General features: G+C 33.6%; 18 protein-coding genes and 1 tRNA gene. 12 read left to right on the top strand and 7 right to left on the bottom strand.

Annotation, left to right across the window (positions count from 1 at the left end; genetic code table 11):
- Positions 1-65 precede the first annotated feature (65 nt).
- Genes EOD40_RS12105 through EOD40_RS12085 form a run of 5 tightly spaced genes read right to left on the bottom strand, consistent with a single transcriptional unit; the run spans position 66 to position 3,655 of the window.
- Positions 66-908: a DUF2911 domain-containing protein gene (locus EOD40_RS12105; RefSeq protein ID WP_128195877.1), complete on the bottom strand. Its 843-nt coding sequence runs from the start codon at positions 906-908 to the stop codon at positions 66-68.
- A 55-nt stretch (positions 909-963) separates the two neighbouring features.
- Entirely contained in the window at positions 964-1,638 is a 675-nt protein-coding gene (locus EOD40_RS12100) for an HAD family hydrolase (RefSeq protein ID WP_128195875.1), read from the bottom strand.
- 10 nt (positions 1,639-1,648) lie between these two features.
- Positions 1,649-2,377, bottom strand: coding sequence for a tRNA threonylcarbamoyladenosine dehydratase (locus EOD40_RS12095; protein WP_128195873.1), 729 nt, complete (start codon positions 2,375-2,377; stop codon positions 1,649-1,651).
- A 28-nt stretch (positions 2,378-2,405) separates the two neighbouring features.
- Complete coding sequence (locus EOD40_RS12090; protein WP_128195871.1) at positions 2,406-3,053, bottom strand: TatD family hydrolase; 648 nt, start codon at positions 3,051-3,053, stop codon at positions 2,406-2,408.
- Positions 3,053-3,655, bottom strand: coding sequence for a DUF1684 domain-containing protein (locus tag EOD40_RS12085; RefSeq protein WP_128195869.1), 603 nt, complete (start codon positions 3,653-3,655; stop codon positions 3,053-3,055). The genes EOD40_RS12090 and EOD40_RS12085 overlap by 1 nt, the downstream gene beginning before the upstream one ends.
- A gap of 168 nt (positions 3,656-3,823) precedes the next feature.
- Between EOD40_RS12085 and EOD40_RS12080 the strand changes: the two genes are divergently transcribed.
- The 3 genes from EOD40_RS12080 to EOD40_RS12070 all read left to right on the top strand — a co-directional run bounded on the left by EOD40_RS12080 (position 3,824) and on the right by EOD40_RS12070 (position 6,235).
- The gene (locus tag EOD40_RS12080; RefSeq protein WP_128195867.1) at positions 3,824-4,183 is read left to right on the top strand and encodes a BlaI/MecI/CopY family transcriptional regulator; all 360 of its coding nucleotides are present in this window, start codon (positions 3,824-3,826) and stop codon (positions 4,181-4,183) included.
- A gap of 2 nt (positions 4,184-4,185) precedes the next feature.
- Positions 4,186-6,024 carry a M56 family metallopeptidase gene (locus EOD40_RS12075; RefSeq protein ID WP_128195865.1) on the top strand — a complete coding sequence of 613 codons (1,839 nt, stop codon included), beginning with the start codon at positions 4,186-4,188 and terminating at the stop codon, positions 6,022-6,024.
- 70 nt (positions 6,025-6,094) lie between these two features.
- Positions 6,095-6,235: an SsrA-binding protein gene (locus EOD40_RS12070; protein ID WP_128195863.1), complete on the top strand. Its 141-nt coding sequence runs from the start codon at positions 6,095-6,097 to the stop codon at positions 6,233-6,235.
- Here EOD40_RS12070 and EOD40_RS12065 read toward each other — a convergent pair.
- A complete protein-coding gene (locus EOD40_RS12065; protein WP_128195861.1) occupies positions 6,232-6,744 on the bottom strand; it encodes an adenine phosphoribosyltransferase in 513 nt (170 codons plus the stop codon). The genes EOD40_RS12070 and EOD40_RS12065 overlap by 4 nt on opposite strands.
- Before the next feature lie 94 nt (positions 6,745-6,838).
- On the opposite strand from EOD40_RS12065, the gene EOD40_RS12060 reads away from it, so the two are divergent.
- The 9 genes from EOD40_RS12060 (at position 6,839) to EOD40_RS12020 (ending at position 19,689) form a co-directional block, all read left to right on the top strand.
- Positions 6,839-6,912 (top strand) — tRNA-Arg (locus EOD40_RS12060).
- A 340-nt stretch (positions 6,913-7,252) separates the two neighbouring features.
- The gene (locus EOD40_RS12055; RefSeq protein WP_128195860.1) at positions 7,253-8,284 is read left to right on the top strand and encodes a LacI family DNA-binding transcriptional regulator; all 1,032 of its coding nucleotides are present in this window, start codon (positions 7,253-7,255) and stop codon (positions 8,282-8,284) included.
- Between the two features lie 508 nt (positions 8,285-8,792).
- The gene (locus tag EOD40_RS12050; protein WP_128195858.1) at positions 8,793-10,958 is read left to right on the top strand and encodes an alpha-glucuronidase family glycosyl hydrolase; all 2,166 of its coding nucleotides are present in this window, start codon (positions 8,793-8,795) and stop codon (positions 10,956-10,958) included.
- An 88-nt stretch (positions 10,959-11,046) separates the two neighbouring features.
- A complete protein-coding gene (locus tag EOD40_RS12045) occupies positions 11,047-13,941 on the top strand; it encodes a glycosyl hydrolase 115 family protein (RefSeq protein WP_128195856.1) in 2,895 nt (964 codons plus the stop codon).
- A 25-nt stretch (positions 13,942-13,966) separates the two neighbouring features.
- Positions 13,967-15,091, top strand: a complete 1,125-nt coding sequence (locus EOD40_RS12040) for an endo-1,4-beta-xylanase (RefSeq protein WP_128195854.1) — start codon at positions 13,967-13,969, stop codon at positions 15,089-15,091.
- Positions 15,092-15,117: 26 nt separating this feature from the next.
- On the top strand, positions 15,118-16,551 hold the full coding sequence (locus EOD40_RS12035) for an MFS transporter (protein WP_128195852.1): 1,434 nt from the start codon (positions 15,118-15,120) through the stop codon (positions 16,549-16,551).
- Between the two features lie 30 nt (positions 16,552-16,581).
- Positions 16,582-17,601 carry a glycoside hydrolase family 43 protein gene (locus EOD40_RS12030; protein ID WP_128195851.1) on the top strand — a complete coding sequence of 340 codons (1,020 nt, stop codon included), beginning with the start codon at positions 16,582-16,584 and terminating at the stop codon, positions 17,599-17,601.
- Between the two features lie 216 nt (positions 17,602-17,817).
- Complete coding sequence (locus EOD40_RS12025; protein ID WP_128195849.1) at positions 17,818-18,672, top strand: transketolase; 855 nt, start codon at positions 17,818-17,820, stop codon at positions 18,670-18,672.
- A gap of 63 nt (positions 18,673-18,735) precedes the next feature.
- Complete coding sequence (locus EOD40_RS12020; RefSeq protein WP_128195847.1) at positions 18,736-19,689, top strand: transketolase family protein; 954 nt, start codon at positions 18,736-18,738, stop codon at positions 19,687-19,689.
- 167 nt (positions 19,690-19,856) lie between these two features.
- On the opposite strand, the gene EOD40_RS12015 is transcribed toward EOD40_RS12020, so the two are convergent.
- Positions 19,857-21,095 (bottom strand): cellulase family glycosylhydrolase, encoded by a 1,239-nt coding sequence (locus tag EOD40_RS12015; protein ID WP_128195845.1) that lies wholly within the window; start codon positions 21,093-21,095, stop codon positions 19,857-19,859.
- Positions 21,096-21,156 lie beyond the last annotated feature (61 nt).

Here is a 21,156-nt window from a genome sequence, read left to right as displayed (position 1 = left end):
AAAACAAAAATCCCATTTATCTCTTTCGGACAAATGGGATTTTTATTTATTAAAGATTGGAAATATTACTTACTCCACTCTTCAATACTGGCTTTATTCATTTCAACATATTCCTTATTTCCTGCAGCTTCCGAAGCCGCGATAGACCATTTTGCAGTTTCTATAGCTCCTTTTTTATCTCCTTGTTTGGCTTGAATCAAAGATTTTAATCTCAAATAATAAAACGGAACATCTTTAGACAATTCAACCGCTTTATCAATATAAGCTCTTCCTTTTTCAATATCACTATTAGACTGATAATAATATTGGGCAGCAGTATAAAATTCTTCCGGTGTAGGGCCTGCTAATGTTTTTTCGATACTGGCAATTGCTATTTTTTTTGTAGGCACTTCAAATTTTAAAGAAACAAACGAATTCTCCCAGGAAATATCTAAAGTAGCCGAACCGCTATCTAAATTACCTATTGCCAATGTAAATGTTTCAACCGGTTTAACCAAAGCTTCTTCATTTACAGTAGTTTTCAAAGCAACCTTAGACTCATCAAATTCCTTAGGGGTTCCCCAATTATCTGTTGCGGTATAGAACAATACATCCCAACTTTGAATATTCGGAATAGTAAATAAGGCATATTTACCTTTCTTTAAAGTTTTACCATTAATCACTACATCATCACTAAAAGATATTGTCGAATTATCATTAGCTCCTGTTCGCCACAACTGACCAAAAGGAACTAAATTACCTAAAACTGATCTTCCTCTGGCAGAAGGACGTGAATACACAATTTCAACATCCGTTAAACCCACCACTTGTTTTATAACAGCTTTTGGACTCGTTTCAGGAATTCTTACCTGAGCTTCAACGGCAAAATGAGAAATAACAAGGAACAAAACAATCAATAATCTTTTCATAAACTCTGTATTTTTATTGGTTTCCAAATTTACAACTTCTAACTCCCTAGAACTGTTAATTATTGCATAATTTAGAATCCATATCTCTAACTGTAGCGTAATTTAATTCATCAAAATGATTCACAACACTGTCTGCCTCAGACAAATCCTGGTTTTTTGAATGCTCGCTATTGTATCCTATACACAAAATCCCTGCCGCTTTTGCTGCAATAATTCCATTTGTACTGTCTTCAATAACAATACAATTCTCTTTTGGAGCTACTGATAAACTGGCAGCATGCTCAAAAATAGCAGGATGTGGTTTTGACTTTGGGAAATCTTCGCCACTTACCTTATGTGTAAAATAATCGTGTAACTCAAATCGGTTAAAAATACGCTCGATAGTTACCTTTGAAGCCGATGAAGCTAAAATTAGCTGAACTCCATTGTGATGTAAATCTTCAATTAAATTTCGAACTCCAGCCAATAATTCCAAATCCTTTTTGGTATCAAAAGCATCATTAAAAATGCTTCTTTTTCTTTGAATTAAATCTTCAACCTCTTGTTCCAGCTGAAAAATATCTTTTAGCTTTTGAAAAATATTCCGGGTTGAATTTCCGGTAAAAGAAGTGTATAAATCTTCGCTAACTTCTATATTTAATTCCGAAAATTGTTTGTAATATGCATAACGGTGTACCGGTTCAGTATCCACAATTACACCGTCCATATCAAAAATTACAGTTTTTATCATTTTGTTTGTTTTAGTTTTGTGATTCTTTTTTAAGGATATATCGAATTACAGTTTCGCCTGCATGTAACCCAAACAAACATGGCATATAACTATTCGTTCCATAAAAAGATTTTTTAAAATTAGTTCCATCGGTTCTCTTCACGCTGCCTTCATCTGGTTTTTCAATAGAAAATACCGCTTTCACTCCACGGCTAACACCCATTTTTTTCAAACGCTTACGCACCACTTTGGCTAATGGACACACATCGGTTTTGCTGATGTCTTTTACAACCACTTTACTGGCTACCATTTTTCCACCGGCGCCCATGTTTGAAATAATTTTCACTCCTTTTTTCTTAGCTCCTACAATCAGGTTTAATTTTGGAGTAATACTGTCAATACAATCTAAAACGTAATCAAAATCGGGAGTTACAATTTCGAAAGCACGCTCGGGAGAAAGAAACTCCTGTATGCGTGTTAGTTTTAATTCAGGATTAATATCCATCAATCGATCACCAACAATGGTAATTTTTGGCTGACCTACAGTAGAATGCAAAGCCGGTAACTGTCTGTTAATATTGGTAATATCAACGACATCTCCGTCAACAATAGTCATTTTACCCACTCCTGCTCTTGCTAAAAATTCGGCTGCAAAAGAGCCCACACCACCTAATCCTACTACAAGTATGTGTGCATTTTGCAATTTTTCTAATCCTTCTTTTCTAAATAATAATTCCGCTCTTTCTGTCCATTCAGCCATAATAAAGGTATTCGTTAATTTTGGTAATTTATTTATTAAAAACGGTATTGAAATTATTAGAAATAATTTGTTGCAATTCCGTCACTGTTATTTTTTTATATTTTGCTGCCAAGGCATATACTTCTTCGATAGTATAGTCTGAAGTATCAGTTTCTAAAAAAAACCGATTCTCAGGAATACTATTAAAAACCGATTCCAATTCGGGATTCATCAGTAAATATCTTCCAAAAGAAAGATAAAATCCGTTATCTAACAATTGTTTGGCCAATTGCACTTTTTTGGAAAATCCATGAATGATAATAGGTGTTGTCAGTTTCAATCGGTTTTTCATTTCTACCAATTCCTGAAAAGCATGAACACAATGTATCACAACCGCTTTTTGAAGCTTTTCGGCTAAAACTAATTGTTTTTCTAAAACTTTCAATTGAATTTCAAAGGCTGTTTCGCTGCGTTTGTCCAAACCACATTCTCCAATAGCCAAACATCCTGACAAACCAACTTTTTGCTCCAGAATTTCAAAATCGCTTTCTAATCTTTTAATATTGATAAATAAAGGGTGAATTCCAATAGAATAATACGGAATTGTATCATCAAACTCCCAGGGATATTGATTAACTAATTCCAGAATAGTTTCCTGATTTTCAAACTGATGCGTATGTAAATTAAAATACTGCATCAATCATGAAATTTTTTAACTCCTGCGCGAATAGCCACTTTCAAATCGTTCTCCAAAGGAACTTTAGGACAGGAATAACGGTAGCTATAAGCACAATACGGATTGTACGAAGTATTAAAATCAATCGCAATTGTATTTCCTTTCGGGATTTTTAAATCGATGTATTTCCCACCGATGTAACTTTCTTTGCCGGATGTTTTATCAAAAAAAGGCAAAAACAAATCGTCTTTGTATTTTGGGTTTTGAATTAATTCAAGATCCTGATACACATTCAATTTGCATTTTTGTCCGTCAATTTCAAAATGTACTTCTCCATATTTAACATAAACTGGCGTCCTGTTTGTCGAGGTTTTCATCTTGAACGGCTTCTCATTTGGAGTTCTCACAAAATGGGCATTAACAAAAAACTTTTTACTTATAGGATAAAAATCCAAACCTTTAAAAGTTGCTAAATCCTCAGCCATCAAAGGACTACTATCACGATTGGCATATTCCTTATTTAATTCTTGCTGAAACTTTTGGGATGCAGCCCAATTAAATTTTTCCTGACTAAAGCCAAAACTACTTTGCAACAAAACAACTAATAATAGAATATACCTCATCTTCAAAATTTTATGCAAAAATAGCTTAAAAGTTATAAAGCCACAAAGGCAAAAGTGGATAATATTTCAAGCTCTAAATTTTTAAAACTAAAAATTTAGTTAAATAACTATAAAAATAGTTGCAAAACTAGAAACGTAGTTGTAGTTTTGATTTAAAATTAAACTACTATGGAAAAGCTTACCAACAAAGAAGAAGAAATAATGCAAATTTTATGGAAGCTGGAAAAAGCTTTTGTAAAAGAAGTAATGGCCGAAATCAAAGACGAAAAGCCGCATTACAACACACTTTCTACCATTATTAGAAATCTAGAAGAAAAGGGATATGTTTCCTATAATGCCTTTGGGAAAACACACCAATATTTTCCGATTGTAAAAATGGAAGACTATCGTAAAAAATTCATGAATACCGCCATTGACACCTATTTTAATAGTTCTTATAAAAATATGGTTAGCTTTTTTGCCAAAGAAGAGAAAATATCTGCCGAAGAACTACGGGAAATTTTAGCCATGATTGAAAAAAAGCAATAGCTATGGAAAATCTGTTTATTTACTTCATCAAAGCAAGTGGCTTAATTGGCGTATTTTATTTCGCTTATGTATTACTGTTACGAAAAGAGACTTTTTTTTCGGGAAATCGATGGTTTTTACTGTTGGGATTAATGAGCTCTAGTGTTCTGCCATTATTTTTCATCACAAAAATAATTTGGGTCGAACCAACACCAACCAACATTGATTGGTCCAATATTCCTGTGACGACTTCTGTAGTTACTCCAAAACCTCAAATCGACTGGTATTTAATTCTGACCTATGTTTATTTTACTGGAATTGCCATTTTATTTCTAAAACTAGTATTTGATTTGAAAAGTTTAATCAGCTTATTAAAAGGAAAAACAATTCAGCAACAAGGAAACTTTAAACTGATTGATATTACTGAGAATATTGCTCCTTTCTCCTATTTCAATTACATCGTGTATAATTCCTCCTTATATAGTACTACCGAACTGGAAAATATTTTAGAACACGAAAAAGTACACAGCCAGCAAAAACACAGTGTTGATGTATTGATTTCGAGGTTGTTTTGTATCATTTTTTGGTTCAATCCACTGATTTGGTTGTACAAAAAAGCCATTGCTCAAAATCTGGAATTCATTGCCGATAGCGAAGCAGCTAAAAAAATAACCGACAAAAAAGCCTATCAGTTTACCTTACTAAAAATAACCACACAGGAAAACTGTGTAGCGCTTACCAATCATTTCTATCAATCTTTAATCAAAAAACGAATTATTATGTTAAACAAAAATCAATCAAAAAAATGGAATTCGTGGAAGTATATTACAGTATTTCCAGCACTTGTTGCCTTTGTATTTTTATTCCAAATTGAAGTAGTTGCACAGGAGAAAGAAACTCCAAAACAAGAAACGCAAGATAAAATAAACACAAAAACAGGGAGATTAAAATTAACCATAAGTGGTGCAAAAGAAAGCAAAATTTTTAACCGAAAATTTGAGTTTAGAGATGAACTTCTCGTAGTAAATGGAACACCAACAAATAGAGACCCAAGAGATCTTTATATAGATCGTATTAGCTCAATAAAAGAATTAAACAAAGAACAAGCAATTACTAAATACGGAACTTTAGGAAAAAATGGTGCTTTTGAAATTACAACCGAAAATAACATATCTCCTTTTAGTGATAAAACCAAATCAATAGATTCAACCAAAAAAACAAAGGAATTCAAATCAACTAATAAAAATAAAGAAAATGGTAAAAATAAAGTTGTTGAAGAAAATACGATAGGTTATACAACTCCAGCTTTTGATTACAAGAAAGCCCTAATTCTAATTGATGGAAAAGAAAGCGATTATGAAACTTTTCTACAAATGAAAACCGAAAAAATTAAAATAGTAAATGTTGGCCCTTTTGAGAGTGCATCCGAAGAAATGAAAAAAAACATTCTCGCTAAATATGGGGAAAAAGCTCGAAACGGAGTTTTAGAAGCTTATACTTATAATAAGTATGATGTAAACGAATTAAAATCTCTTCCTCACAAAACTGTCAAAGGATTTCAAATATTAAAACAAGACCCGAAAGTTAATGATTCGAAAGTTGAAGCAATCCCCGTAACAACTAATCTGAAGAAATTCATTATTGAAGATAAAAATACAGACTATAACAAAGCGGTTGTCATTATCGATGGAAAAGTTAGTACTTCAAAGGTTTTGAACAAATTAAATCCTAATGAAATTGCTTCGATAAGTGTTCGAAAAATAACAGATGCATCACAAAAAGAGAAAGAAGCAGTCATCCAAAAATATGGAGAGAATGCAATTAATGGTGTCGTTGAGATTCATACAAAAAATATCAAATAAACAACTAAAGTAACAAAAGACGGTCCCTTATCAAGACCGTCTTTTTTGTATCTTTGAATAAAAAGCACTGATGTTTAAAATTCTGGCTCGAATCAACAAACTCATTTTTCCTAGTTTTACCAAACAAGGACTTGATTTGGCTAAAGCCAAGAAATGGCAATTGGCAATTATTGGGTATCGTTACTATATTACTTCAAGAGCATTGGACTAATAGCTTACCGCAGCAAAAATATCATAACCATTTAATTTTTCTCTTCCATTCAGGAAAGTCAGCTCCATCAGGAAATTTAACTGTACAATTTCGCCACCTAATTTTTCTACTAATTCACAAACCGCCTTAGCCGTTCCTCCCGTTGCCAAAACATCATCGTGAATTAATACCTTATCCCCTTTTTGGATAGCATCTTTATGAATTTCTAAAGTATCAGTTCCGTATTCTAAATCATAAGAAGCCGAAATAGTTTCATAAGGCAATTTGTTAGGTTTACGTACCGGTACAAAACCAGCATTTAATTCTTGTGCCAATAACATCCCAAACAAAAAACCTCTGCTTTCAGCCCCTACAACCTTATCAATTTTTTGTCCGTTGAGTGATTTTACTAAAGTTTGAAGGCATTCTTTCCTTGCTTGGGCATCATTTAACAGTGGAGTGATATCTTTAAACAAAATCCCTTCTTTTGGAAAACCCTGAATATCACGGATATAATTTTCTAACTTCATTTTTTTTAGTATTTATTGAAATTTATGCTTGCAAGTTACACATTTATCCCTATATTTGCACCCGCAATCACGCTTACAAAGCGACTGCAAAAAAGGCCTCGTGGCGCAACTGAATAGCGCATCTGATTACGGCTCAGAAGGTTACTGGTTTGAATCCAGTCGAGGTCACAGATTAAAAGCCCATTTCTCACGAAATGGGCTTTTTTTTATGCCTTTTCACTATGTTTTACATCTCTATAAGCATATAAAAATAGAGCGGTTTGGATGTCCTGTAGAGTTAACTTAACAGGATTCAATCCGTTTAAATTTCAAAACAGTAAACATACCTTGAGATAATAATCATCTTTAATCCAATTTTGATGTTTCCTCCTCTAAATCAAATTACGCAATAGATAGTATATTTGCAATGAATTATTTTTTTAATATAAATTCAACAAAATATCTCCTAAATAACACATAACACAATTAACCAAAAAAATGTATATTTGTGATTCACACTCTTTAATTTATGGAAGAAAATAAAGACATTACTATCTATGATATTGCAGAAAAATTAAATCTTGCAACCTCTACGATTTCAAGAGCGTTAAAAGATCATCCATCAATTAGCGATAAAACGATAAAAAAAGTAAAAAAAACTGCCGAAGAAATGGGTTATGTACCCAATACTCTTGCGGCTGGACTTCGTGGTAACAAAACCAATACTATTGGAGTATTGATACCAACTGTCACACAACCTTTCCTTTCTTCATTAATTAGTGGTATAGAAATCACAGCCCAAAAATCGGGGTACAACGTAATTATCATGCAATCGCATGATTCTTATGACGAAGAAGTTAGTATGGCTAAATCTTTGTATAGCAGTAGAGTAAGTGGAGTAATTAGTTCTCTTGCTATGGAAACCCGCGATACTTCACACTTCCAACAGTTTGTTAGCAATAACATTCCTTTGGTTTTTGTTGACCGTGTACCCAAAGACTTCAATACCTTTCGAGTTATAATTGACAACCATGCAGCTGGATACAAGGCCACAAAACACCTTATAGAACAAGGCTGTACCCGTATTGCACATCTTACCGCTGGTTCTGAATTTGGCAATTTGTATAGCGAAAGAAAAAGAGGATATATAGATGCATTAAAAGACCATAATTTACCTATAATTGAAGAATTAATAGTGAATTTAAAAACAGTTACTTATGAAGAAGGAGCTAAAGCAAGTAATAAGCTATTTGATTTAGATCTTCCACCAGATGGTATTTTTGCTTCTGGAGATATTATAGCTGTAAGTGCTATTCAAAGCGCCAAAAAAAGAGGAATTAAAATTCCTGAAGAATTAGCCATTATCGGTTTTAATAACGACCCTATCTCACAAATTATAGATCCTAATTTATCAACTATTACACATCCCGCAGCCAAAATGGGAAAAGCATCGGCAGAGATAATATTAAAAAATATAAAATCCAATAAAAAAGACGAAGTCAAAGAAATTACTTTTTTAAATACCGAAGTACTTGTTCGGGAATCTTCAAAAAGAATTTAAAAACAATTACCCCTAAAAACCACGTTGAGTGTAAATCACCTAAGGTATTTTTTACCTCAAAAAAAACATTGATGTAATTTATGACCTATTTTTAAATAATTAAGATATAATCTAATATCTTTTATTTGAGGTACAAACATCCTTCATTTACTGTACTTTTCTTCTAAAATTAATTAAAGATTCACCTCAAAATTCTTTGAATTAATTATAAAGCGATTTTAATAAAAAGAAAACATCTCACTCTGGCAGGCAGAACAACAAATGCTATTAATAAGCATCTGATATTTTTAAAAAACTGCTCCTATTTATAGACATATCTTAGGTTTTACAAATTTTTTTGACGAATATAAAAAAAAATACAAGATTTTTTTTTTTATATGATACAATGTTTTACTTTTACGCAACCGATTGCAAACTTTACTGAAAAACATACATACAAAAATCTATATCTAAACATTTTTAAAGAAGAGTTTAATAAAAAATTCTGGACAGCCAAAAATTAATACCCATGAACCACCCTCTATTTCTATATATCCTATTGCAACTATCTTTTTTGATAGCTCCATTTAATATGTCTGCACAAGAGGATTATAAATTGTGGCTTCAGTATAAAAAAGTTCAACACACTAAAATAGCGTCAAACTATCAGTCAAAAATTAATGGAATTGTTGCCTTAGGAAATTCCGAAACTATTCAAGTTGCAACAAAAGAAATACAATTGGGACTTTCTGGTTTATTAGATAGTACAATCGCTCTTCAACAAAATACTGATAAGGAGAATATGCTGATTTTAGGTAATAAATTATTACTTGATGAAAATATCCTTAAAAACATAAAAAACGAATTTGACTTAATTAATGAAGAAGGATATATTATCAAAACCATTCAATTAAAAAACAAAAAACACATCCTAATTACTGGAAAAACAGATATAGGAGTTTTATATGGTGTTTATAATTTTTTAAAATTACTCCAGACCAATCAATCTATTGAAAATCTAGCAATTACTGATTCTCCACGAATAAACATCCGAATACTAAATCATTGGGATAATTTAGACAGAACAGTAGAACGAGGCTATGCAGGTTTTTCACTTTGGAATTGGCATAAATTACCTGATTTTATTGACCAACGTTATGTAGATTATGCCCGTGCCAATACTTCTATTGGTATAAATGGTACAGTTATTAATAATGTAAATGCCAATGCTTTGATATTAACACCTCAATATTTGGAAAAAGTAGAGGCTTTAGCCAAAACGTTCAAACCTTATGGAATAAAAGTATATTTAACGGCTCGTTTTTCGGCACCAATAGAAATTGGGGGATTGAAAACAGCTGATCCTTTCAATACAGATGTCAAAAATTGGTGGAAAGAAAAAGCAAAAGAAATTTACCAAAGGATTCCCGATTTCGGTGGATTCCTGGTAAAAGCAAATTCAGAAGGACAACCAGGACCACAAAATTATGGTCGAAACCATGTTGATGGTGCCAATATGCTTGCCGATGCTGTTGCTCCTTTTGGAGGAATTGTGATGTGGAGAGCCTTTGTTTATTCTGAGCACGATGTTAATGACAGGGCAAAACAGGCTTACAGCGAATTTGTTCCCTATGATGGACAATTCAGAGATAACGTAATTGTTCAGGTAAAAAATGGAGCGATTGATTTTCAACCTAGAGAACCTTTTCATCCGATATTTGGCGCCATGCCCAAAACTCCGTTGATGATGGAATTCCAAATAACTCAGGAATATTTAGGTTTTAGCTCTCACTTAGTTTATCTGCCTAAATTATATCAGGAAGTTTTAGAATCTGATACGTACAGTAAAGGCAAAGGTTCTACTGTTGCCAAAATAATTGACGGAACATTAGACAATCATAAAATTACCGGAATAGCCGGAGTGGCTAACATTGGAAATGATATTAACTGGACAGGGCACCCTTTTGCACAAGCCAACTGGTATGGATTTGGCCGACTGGCCTGGAATCCGTATCAGGATTCGGAAACTATCGCTGAAGACTGGTTGCGAATGACTTTTTCTAACGAAAAAAAATTTATCAAAGCTGTAAAAGAAATGATGCTGGAATCGAGAGAAGCAGTAGTTAATTACATGACTCCTTTGGGCTTACACCATATTATGGATACCGGTCATCATTATGGTCCAGGACCTTGGGTAAGCAATTTATCCAGACCTGAATGGAATCCAACTTATTATCATAAAGCTGATACCAAAGGAATAGGATTTGACCGATCTAAAACTGGAAGCAATGCAACCGCACAGTACGCTCCTGAAGTAGCAAACATATTTGATGATGCAACCACGTGCCCGGAAAAAGATTTGTTATGGTTTCATCACCTACCTTGGGATTACAAATTGAAAAATGGAAAAACCCTTTGGAATTCTTTAGCATTGAAATACCAGGAAGGTGTAAATCAAGTGGCGTCAATGAATTCAACTTGGAACAAAATGGAAAATTATGTAGATGAAGCGAGATTTAAAGAAGTTCAGATGCTACTCAACATACAGTATAAAGAAGCAAAATGGTGGCGTGATGCCTGTCTATTGTATTTTCAACAATACTCTGGTAAAGAATTACCAAAAGAAGTTGAAAAACCAATACAAACATTGAACTTTTTTAAATCCTTAAAATTTCCGTTTGCACCGGGAATTTAACATACAAATTTAAACCCTAAAACAGCAAAAAAATATTAATAATAGAATCCAAATCTTTGTCATCGAAAGAAAAAAAGAATTAATAATAATGAAACTTTCAATCCGAAAAAATACATTTTTAACGCTATTATTATTGATTTCAATAATGGACATTGGCTATGCCATAAATCCAAATAAATATGTAACCAATAAAGCTTCTAAAGAAAGTTTTCCTTTGGCTTGCAATGGAAAAGTAGCTTCTCTATTGGTAAGTGATGTGGATTTTTCGGGAGTTTTGCGTGTGGTGAATCATCTTCAAAATGACATTCGTTTGGTGACAACTATTTCACCAAATATTATAAATAAAATTGCTAGTGAAAACTACCTTGTAATTATTGGTACTTTAGGTAAAAGTCCTATTATTGATCAACTAGCCAGAGAAGGGAAAATTGATGCCAGTCAACTGCAAGGAAAATGGGAAAAATTCACAACCCAAATTGTCAAAAATCCTATTGCAGGAGTGCAAAAAGCATTAGTTATTGCTGGTTCAGATAAAAGAGGAACTATTTATGGAATTTATGATCTTTCAAATCAAATTGGCGTTTCTCCTTGGGGATTTTGGGCTGATGTTCCTTCAAAAAAACAATCAGAGTTGCATGTTCTTCCAGGCATTCATACTTTGGGAGAACCAAAGGTGAAATACCGAGGCATTTTTATCAATGATGAAGCCCCTGCCCTTACGGGTTGGGTTCGCGAAAATTATGGAAAATTTAATGCTAAATTCTATGATAAAGTTTTTGAGTTAATCCTTAGAATGAAAGGCAATTATTTATGGCCAGCCATGTGGAGCGAAAAGTTTTATGCAGATGATCCTCAAAACGGAATTCTGGCTGACGAATATGGAATTGTTATGGGAACTTCTCATCATGAACCTTTAGCAAAAGCGCATGGAGAATGGAATAAGTCTGTTAATGGAGAATGGGATTTTAATAAAAACCCTGAAGGTTTAAAGAAATTCTGGACAGCTGGAATCGAGCGAATGGGAAATAAGGAAACCTTGGTAACTATAGGTATGCGGGGCGATGGTGACGAACCAATGACTGAAGGAACAGCTATTGATTTATTAGAAAATATTGTTAAAACACAACGTGAAATTATAACCGCTGTCACTAAAAAACCAGCGGAAGAAACTCCTCAAATTTGGGCTTTGTACAAAGAAGTTCAGGAATATTATGATAAAGGAATGAAAGTTCCTGATGATGTTACTTTATTGCTATGTGATGACAACTGGGGAAACTTAAGAAAATTACCTGCGTTGGATGCAAAACCTAGAAAAGGAGGTTATGGCATTTACTATCATTTTGATTATGTGGGAGGTCCAAGAAGTTACAAATGGATTAACTCTAACCAAATAGAACGTACCTGGGAACAAATGCATTTGGCCTATGAACATGGTGTCGATAAAGTATGGATTGTAAATGTGGGTGATATTAAACCAATGGAATTCCCTATAGAATTCTTCCTGGATTATGCCTGGAATCCGGAATATTGGAATGAAAGTAATCTTAATGATTATTATTACCAATGGGCTGCAGCTAATTTTGGAGGACAAAATACCGAAGAAATTGCTACTCTATTAAAAATGTATTCTAAATACAATGCGAATAGAAAACCGGAACTTTTAGATCCTTCCAGTTATAGTTTAATTAATTACAACGAAGCTGAAAACGTAGTTTCAGACTACAATAAATTGGCTCAAAAAGCCCAGGAAATCAATGCACAGCTTAAAGCGGAATATAAAGATGCTTTTTATCAATTGATTTTATATCCTGTTTTGGCCAGCGCCAATTTAAATGAATTGTATGTTACTACAGCAAAAAATAATTTATTTGCCAGTCAAGGAAGGGCTGCAACCAATGAATATGCTGAGAAAGTAAAAATATTATTCGATAAGGATGCTGAATTTTCGACATATTATCATAAAACAATGGCGAATGGAAAATGGAATCATATGATGTCCCAAACGCATATTGGATATAAAAATTGGCAAGATCCAAAAACAAATATTATTACTAACACTAAAACTATTGAAGTTCCTGCTAAAGCTGAATTAGGCGTTGCAATTGAAGGATCAACAAAATGGTGGCCAGAAGCTAACGAACAAGCTACTTTACCAAGCTTTAATTCTTCTGAAAACAATACTTCTTATATTGATGTTTTTAACCGAGGAACTATCCCTTTTGATTTTAAAATTACATCAAAATCAAATTGGATAAAATTTTCTAAAACCAAAGAAAGCATTGACAAACAGGAAAGAATTTTGGTAACAATAGATTGGAAAAAAGCACCTCAAGGCAGCCAAACAACTGCTGTAATGATATCAGGAGCTGGAAAAGAAATTCCAATCAATATCAAAATAAACAATACAAAAACAGACAACGCTAAAGGTTTTGTTGAAAACAATGGATATATAGCCATCAAAGCCGTAAATTTTTCCAATAAATATGAACCTGACTCTTTTAAATGGAAAGTAGTTGATAATTTAGGAAAAACCGATGGAGCAGTAATTTCATCGCCTATCAAAAAAGGAAGAGTAGAATTAAATGAAAACTCTCCCAAACTATCTTACAATGTCCATTTCAAGAACACAGGAACAATAAAAGTTCAGATGCATTTTTCCCCTACAATTAATTACTCTACGAGAGAAGGCATGCATTATGGATTATCATTCGATAACGAAAGTCCAACCAAAGTAAACTATGCATCAGACCCTGTTATTTTTGATTATAATGGGAAGGTGACAAAGAATTGGGACAAAAATGTTACGGATAATATCAAAGTTATAACAACTGAATTTAAAATCGATAAAGCAGGAAATCATACTTTGAATTATTATCGAATTGATGAAGGTTTAGTACTTCAAAAAATTATTATCGAAACAGAAAAAAGCGAATTAAAACCAACCCTACTCGGTCCTTCTGAGAGTTCCAACATAAAAAATTAATCAAAAAAATATAAAATCAAAAAATATGAAACCAACCAAATCCTTTTTATTCTTGTTCTCGGCAGTACTTGTATTAAGTAGTTGCAATAATAAAATCAATTCACAATCTACAGCAAAAAATTCCCTTAAAAGTGCCTACAACGGTGACTTTTACATAGGAACGGCATTAGATGTTAATCAAATTGAAGAAAAAAATGCAAAAGTAACCCAACTTATTTCGAAAGAATTCAATGCTATCACTCCCGAAAACATCATGAAATCAATGTTTCTTCAACCTGAAGAAAATAAGTTTGATTTCAATTTGAGTGATAAATATGTGGCTTTTGGACAGAAACACAATATGTTCATTCACGGACACACTTTAGTATGGCATAGCCAATTGGCACCTTGGATGTCAAAAATAAAAGATAGTGTGAGTATGGCTAAAATGCTAACTAATCATATTACTACTGTAGTAAAAAAATATCAAGGAAAAATTGATTCCTGGGATGTTGTTAATGAAGCCCTTAATGAGGATGGAACTTTAAGAAAATCAGTCTTTTTAAATACTTACGGAAAAGACTTTCTAACGCTGGCTTTTAAAACAGCCGCAAAAATTGATTCAAAAGTCGATTTATACTATAATGATTACAACCTATGCAATGCTAAAAAAAGAAAAGGAGCTGTTGAACTTGTAAAAAATCTTCAAAAAAACGGAGCTAAAATTGACGGAGTTGGAGAACAAGGGCATTGGCATTTAGATACACCAACTCTTGAAGAAATAGAAAAAACCATTCTGGATTTTTCTGCCCTTGGAGTAAAAGTAGCTTTTTCAGAATTAGATATTTCTGTACTTCCAAGTCCTTATGGATTACAAGGTGCTGAAATAAGCCAAAGATTTGCAAATAATGAAAAGATGAATCCATATCCTAAAACTTTACCGGATTCTATGCAAGTTAAACTCGCTCAACGTTATAACGATATCTTTAAATTATTTTTAAAACACAAAGATAAAATAAGTAGAGTAACATTTTGGGGTGTTAATGATACACAATCTTGGTTAAACGATTTCCCTATTAAAGGAAGAACTGATTATCCTTTATTATTCGATTCCAATTTACAACCAAAGAAAGCCTATGAAAGTGTTATCTCTTTGAAAGCAAAAAATTAAATCCACCTACTAAAACAAAAAATTAAATGACATCTATTTCACAAAAATTATCCATAAAAGAAAAAATTGGATACAGCCTGGGAGACCTTGCTGCCAACTTGGTTTTCCAAACCTTGATGACCTATCTTGCTTACTTTTATACTGATATATATGGCCTATCTCCGGCAGATTCTTCGATAATCATGTTAAGTGTTGGATTAGTAGCAGCCTTCATTTTTAATCCGATTATTGGAGCTATAGCCGATAGAACCAGCTCAAAATGGGGAAAATTTCGCCCTTGGATTCTGTGGACTGCAGTTCCTTTAGGAGTCATTGCTTTATTGGCTTTTACCACTCCTGATTTTTCATACAAAGGCAAAGTGATTTATGCCGTTATAACTTATACCCTATTATTATTATTCTATGCTGGTAATAATCTTCCCTATTCGGCATTGAGTGGCGTTATTACCGGTGATATGGGAGAACGCAACAGTCTTTCTTCTTACCGTTTTGTTGCAGTAATGTTTGCCCAATTTTTTGTGCAGGTTTTTATGCTCGGAATCATTAAAAGCGCTGGAAATGGAGATAAGGCAATTGGTATCGAAAAAGTCATGACTGTATTAGCCATTGTTGGTACTATTATGCTTCTAATTACCTTTTTAACAACCAAAGAGCGAATTATCCCAAAGCCGGAACAAAAATCAAGTGTTCGTGAAGATTTAGCTGATTTAGTTAAAAATAAGCCATGGTTAATTATGCTATCACTAACCACTTTAGTATTTATCACTCTCGCGATGAAAGGTGGAGCCTATGTTTATTATTTTGAAAATTATGTAGATAAACAAGAATTGGCCATTGTCATCCAACCTATTTTGGACGTTTTAAACTCCATTGGATTGAATCAATTTGGGGAAGATCCTATTTCTGCCGGTTTCGGATTGTTTAATGCCGGTGGTATTATTTTTATGATCGTTGGAATTACTTTATCAAAAAGATTAGCCGACAAATATGGTAAAAGAGACATTTTTGGATTTTTCCTTTTTATCTCTACCCTATTCATTATTGCCTTCTATTTCTTTTCGCCAAAATCAGTGAGTTTGATGTTTATTTCCCAAATCTTTCATGGCTTTTTCTACGGCATCACCATACCTATTCTTTGGGCTATGATTGCTGATGTTGCCGATTATTCAGAATGGAAAAACAATCGCCGTGCCACTGCCATAATTTTCTCTGCAATGATGGTTGGATTAAAAGCGGGATTAAGTATTGGTGGGGCCTTGACCACTTCATTATTGGGTTATTTCAACTATATCCCAACCGCTGCAGAACAATCAACAACAGCTATAAACGGAATAAAATTATTAGTAAGCATTTTCCCTGCAATCCCTTTTATGATAGGAGTTGGGCTATTATTTTTCTATGAAATCAATAAAAAAATGGAAGTCCAAATAGAATCAGATTTAAAAAGAAGAAGAGCTTAATCATTTTACATCACAATAAAATTAAATAAAATGTCAGAAGAAACTATAAAACATATAGACTTTCAAGAATTAGCAAAAACAGCTATATCGCAGCCATTAGTATCCAATATATACACCGCAGATCCATCGGCTCATGTATTTAATGATAAAATTTATATTTATCCATCACATGATATAGATGCAGGAATTCCTTTCAATGATAATGGAGATCATTTTGGAATGGAAGATTATCATGTCATATCAATGGACAGCGTTACCTCAGAAGCTATAGATAACGGAGTGGCATTACACGTACAAGATGTTCCTTGGGCCGAAAGACAAATGTGGGCTCCTGATGCCGCGCATAAAGACGGAAAATACTATCTGTATTTCCCAGCCAAACGTGCCAATGGAATTTTCCAAATTGGTGTTGCCATCAGTGATTCGCCAATAGGTCCCTTTCTTCCAGAACCCGAAGCTATCAAAGGAAGTTATACTATTGACCCAGCCGTTTTTGAAGATGAAGATGGTAAATATTACATGTACTTTGGCGGAATTTGGGGAGGTCAACTTCAAAAATACAGAAACAACAAATATGCTGAAGAAAACGAAGAACCTTCAGCCAATGAAGCTGCTCTGGGACCAATTGTAGCCTTATTGACAGATAACATGAAGGAATTTGCCGAAGAACCTAAAGAAATCAAAATTCTGGATGAAAACGGAAAAGAAATTTTAGCTGGAGATAATAAACGTCGCTTTTTTGAAGCTTCATGGGTGCATAAATACAACGGAAAATATTACTTCTCCTACTCTACCGGTGATACTCATTTTATTTGTTATGCAACCGGTGATTCTCCTTACGGACCGTTCACTTACCAAGGAATAATTCTTAAACCCGTAATTGGATGGACCTCACATCACTCTATTTGTCAAGTGGAAGGAAAATGGTATTTATTTTATCATGATTCCAGCCTTTCTAAAGGAGTAACTCATTTGAGATCTATTAAAGTGACTAAAATTACTTACAATGAAGACGGTACAATAGTTCCTATAAATCCCTATCGAGAATAAACTTCTAAATTTCCAAAAAAATAAAAACACTAGTTTTCTGTTTATTATTGTTTTACCTTTTTTTTTGTATCACTACTTTCTCAAAGTAAATAATCTTAATATAATGGATTCCATTAAACATCAATTTATAAAAAAATTGATGTTTGAAACTTTCTATTGCAAAAAAGTAGCGTTTGGGTAAAATAAATCTAAAGAGATTAATCCTAAAAACATAAAATGAAACCTAACACTCAACAATTAAACGATTTAATTATCCAAGTAAGAAGAGACATCCTTCGAATGGTACACGCTGTTAATTCAGGTCATCCAGGAGGTTCTCTAGGTTGTACCGAATTTTTGGTAGCCTTGTATCAAAATATAATGAACCGCAAAGAAGGTTGGGACATGGACGGAGCTGGAGAAGATTTGTTCTTCTTATCAAACGGTCATATCTCTCCTGTTTTTTATAGTGTTCTGGCAAGAAGCGGGTATTTTCCAGTAGCTGAATTAGCAACTTTCCGTTTGTTAAATTCAAGATTACAAGGACACCCAACTACTCACGACAATTTGCCGGGAGTACGTATTGCATCTGGTTCTCTAGGTCAAGGATTATCAGTAGCAATTGGAGCAGCGCAAGCTAAAAAATTAAACAAAGACAATCATATCGTTTATACACTTCACGGTGATGGTGAATTGCAGGAAGGTCAAAACTGGGAAGCTATCATGTATGCTTCTGCTAAAAATGTTGACAACCTTATCGCTACAGTAGATTTAAACGGAAAACAAATTGACGGAACTACTGACGAAGTTTTATGTATAGGAAGTATCCGTGCTAAATTTGAAGCTTTTGATTGGGAAGTGGTTGAAATCACTAAAGGAAATGATGTTGAAGCAATCATTGCTGGAATGAATGAAGCAAAAGCAAGAACTGGAAAAGGGAAACCAGTTTGTGTATTGTTGCATACTGAAATGGGTAATGGAGTTGACTATATGATGTACAGTCATGCTTGGCATGGTAAAGCACCTAACGATGCTCAACTTGAAAACGCTTTAGGACAAAATTATAATACTGGAGGCAATTCAGATTACTAATAAGTGTTCAGTATTCAGTAATTTAGTATTCAGTAGAATGCTAGCAAAAATCTAAATTAAAAAATGAAAAAATATATAAATACAGGAAGTAAAGATACCCGTTCAGGTTTTGGAGTGGGAATGACTGAATTAGGTCAGAAAAATGAAAATGTAGTAGCACTTTGTGCGGATTTAATTGGATCATTAAAATTTGATGATTTCAAGAAAAATCACCCGGAGCGTTTTTTCCAAATCGGTATTGCTGAAGCAAACATGATTGGAATTGCTGCAGGTTTAACTATTGGTGGAAAAATTCCTTTCACAGGAACTTTTGCTAACTTTTCTACAGGAAGGGTTTATGACCAAATTCGTCAATCAGTTGCTTACTCTGACAAAAACGTAAAAATCTGTGCTTCTCACGCCGGATTAACTTTAGGAGAAGATGGGGCAACTCACCAAATCCTTGAAGATATCGGTTTGATGAAAATGTTACCAGGAATGACTGTAATCAACACTTGTGACCACAACCAAACAAAAGCCGCTACAATTGCATTAGCTGATCACCACGGTCCTGCTTACCTGCGTTTTGGACGTCCGGTTGTACCTAACTTTACTCCTACTGACGAACCTTTCATCATCGGTAAAGCAATCCTATTAAACGAAGGTACTAATGTAACTATTGTTGCTACAGGTCACTTGGTTTGGGAAGCTTTAATTGCTGCTGAAAAATTAGAAGAAAAAGGAATTTCTGCTGAAGTAATCAACATCCACACGATTAAACCATTAGATGCAGAAGCTATTTTGAAATCGGTAGCTAAAACTAAATGTATCGTTACAGCTGAAGAGCACAACTACCTTGGTGGTCTTGGAGAAAGTATTGCAGGTGTATTAGCCGTAAACAATCCTACTCCACAAGAATTTGTAGCTGTTAGAGATAGTTTTGGTGAATCTGGAACTCCTGAGCAATTAATGGAAAAATACAAATTAAACAATCAAGCAATTGTTGAAGCTGTAGAAAGAGTTATTGCTAGAAAATAATTCGATTCTGAAATATAAAACGAAACCGTCAAAATTTACTTTTGACGGTTTTTTTATGGATAAATTACAAGGTACTACATAAGCCTAAAAAAGGCTGCCCGAAAAGGGCAGCCTCAATAAAAACGGATTCTCTTTTACTACAAGATTCGTTATAACACAAATTAACATTAATTGCAAATAACCGTTTTTTTAGCATACTCTTTAAACCATTTGTAAACTGGATTTGCACAAGCTTGCGGATCATTATTATATGCGATACCTCCATTTACAGATCCTTTATCTATAAGGTTTTCTGGAGATAAAACATTCCAGCTTACGTTAGCTGATTCATCAGTTAGAAGTTTAAAATTAGCTCCAAATCCCCATCCGCCTGCAGTTCCGGTTACTCCTCCTTTTCCCCAAACAGCATACTTGTCTGGTCCCCAATCAATTTCTGTAATGGCGATTGGCGCTATATCAGCAACAGGTTTTATATTTTCATTCCAATTGGCTCTAAATAAGGCTGGATCATTATTATCCTTACCCCAATAACCTGGATAAATATGCACTGAATAACCTATATTCTCTCCTGCAATAGGATTAACGGCATAGCCTTTATATTGTGATTGCCATCCTGAACCTGGAATCCAAAGAATATTATTGGCACCATTGGCACGAATTAAATCAACTATTGGTTGAAAAAATAATTTCAACTGATCAAAATGAGCTTGGGTATTGGCTCCATAAGTACCATCGGGAAGTTTTATTCTTATAGGTTCATTGGCTAATTCAAACATCACATGGTCTGAATTTTTCAATGATGGATGTTTCGATATATAATCCCAAATTAATTTTAAGTAATCATGATAAGCACCTCCTACTGCTATTTGCTCAGGGCAAACACCAGGCGGACGCAAAATAATGTACATTCCTCTGGTTTTTGCATGTGCAATAAGTGGTAGAATAACATTATCAATGGCCGATTTAAACCTTTCAAAATTGAATTGTGAAATATCATTTTCTTGAATACCTGAAACCCCTAAATTGTTTGTCCAATAAGGATCTATATGCAATCGCACATAGTTTAGATACCAACCTTGATTGGCATCAGATAACTTATTCATTACAGCTTTATTATAGGCTAAACATGCAGCCACATCATAATTATTCCAACGCCATTCGCCAACAGCTCCACCATTGAACCAAGGACTAGGAGTCATTGCAACACCATGTAATTTAACTATATTACCACAAGGATCTTTTAGGTATTTACCAACAACTTTTAGCTTAGGTGTAGCTAATGGCCAGGCAATAGTTTCTACAACTGGTACATCTTTAGGTTCTGATTTAGTAGGAGTATCGTCCTTAGAACAGGAAAACAAAAACAAAAAAGCAAATTGTATGCTAAATAATTTATATAATTTCATTTTGACTGATTTTAAAATTAATAAACCCTTTGAACGTAATTAAAAAAATAAGTACGCCCAA

The sequence above is a fragment of the Flavobacterium sufflavum genome (assembly GCF_004016525.1).
In the GTDB taxonomy this organism is placed as follows: Bacteria; Bacteroidota; Bacteroidia; order Flavobacteriales; family Flavobacteriaceae; genus Flavobacterium; species Flavobacterium sufflavum.
The sequence above is the reverse complement of the archived record's forward strand: the minus strand, read 5'-3'. Positions and strand labels throughout refer to the sequence as shown.

Bases quoted from the DNA above. Each gene is read 5' to 3' on its own strand.
- EOD40_RS12105 (WP_128195877.1), bottom strand. From the start codon at position 908: ATGAAAAGATTATTGATTGTTTTGTTCCTTGTTATTTCTCATTTTGCC.
- EOD40_RS12100 (WP_128195875.1), bottom strand. From the start codon at position 1,638: ATGATAAAAACTGTAATTTTTGATATGGACGGTGTAATTGTGGATACT.
- EOD40_RS12095 (WP_128195873.1), bottom strand. From the start codon at position 2,377: ATGGCTGAATGGACAGAAAGAGCGGAATTATTATTTAGAAAAGAAGGA.
- EOD40_RS12090 (WP_128195871.1), bottom strand. From the start codon at position 3,053: ATGCAGTATTTTAATTTACATACGCATCAGTTTGAAAATCAGGAAACT.
- EOD40_RS12085 (WP_128195869.1), bottom strand. From the start codon at position 3,655: ATGAGGTATATTCTATTATTAGTTGTTTTGTTGCAAAGTAGTTTTGGC.
- EOD40_RS12080 (WP_128195867.1), top strand. From the start codon at position 3,824: ATGGAAAAGCTTACCAACAAAGAAGAAGAAATAATGCAAATTTTATGG.
- EOD40_RS12075 (WP_128195865.1), top strand. From the start codon at position 4,186: ATGGAAAATCTGTTTATTTACTTCATCAAAGCAAGTGGCTTAATTGGC.
- EOD40_RS12070 (WP_128195863.1), top strand. From the start codon at position 6,095: ATGTTTAAAATTCTGGCTCGAATCAACAAACTCATTTTTCCTAGTTTT.
- EOD40_RS12065 (WP_128195861.1), bottom strand. From the start codon at position 6,744: ATGAAGTTAGAAAATTATATCCGTGATATTCAGGGTTTTCCAAAAGAA.
- EOD40_RS12055 (WP_128195860.1), top strand. From the start codon at position 7,253: ATGGAAGAAAATAAAGACATTACTATCTATGATATTGCAGAAAAATTA.
- EOD40_RS12050 (WP_128195858.1), top strand. From the start codon at position 8,793: ATGAACCACCCTCTATTTCTATATATCCTATTGCAACTATCTTTTTTG.
- EOD40_RS12045 (WP_128195856.1), top strand. From the start codon at position 11,047: ATGAAACTTTCAATCCGAAAAAATACATTTTTAACGCTATTATTATTG.
- EOD40_RS12040 (WP_128195854.1), top strand. From the start codon at position 13,967: ATGAAACCAACCAAATCCTTTTTATTCTTGTTCTCGGCAGTACTTGTA.
- EOD40_RS12035 (WP_128195852.1), top strand. From the start codon at position 15,118: ATGACATCTATTTCACAAAAATTATCCATAAAAGAAAAAATTGGATAC.
- EOD40_RS12030 (WP_128195851.1), top strand. From the start codon at position 16,582: ATGTCAGAAGAAACTATAAAACATATAGACTTTCAAGAATTAGCAAAA.
- EOD40_RS12025 (WP_128195849.1), top strand. From the start codon at position 17,818: ATGAAACCTAACACTCAACAATTAAACGATTTAATTATCCAAGTAAGA.
- EOD40_RS12020 (WP_128195847.1), top strand. From the start codon at position 18,736: ATGAAAAAATATATAAATACAGGAAGTAAAGATACCCGTTCAGGTTTT.
- EOD40_RS12015 (WP_128195845.1), bottom strand. From the start codon at position 21,095: ATGAAATTATATAAATTATTTAGCATACAATTTGCTTTTTTGTTTTTG.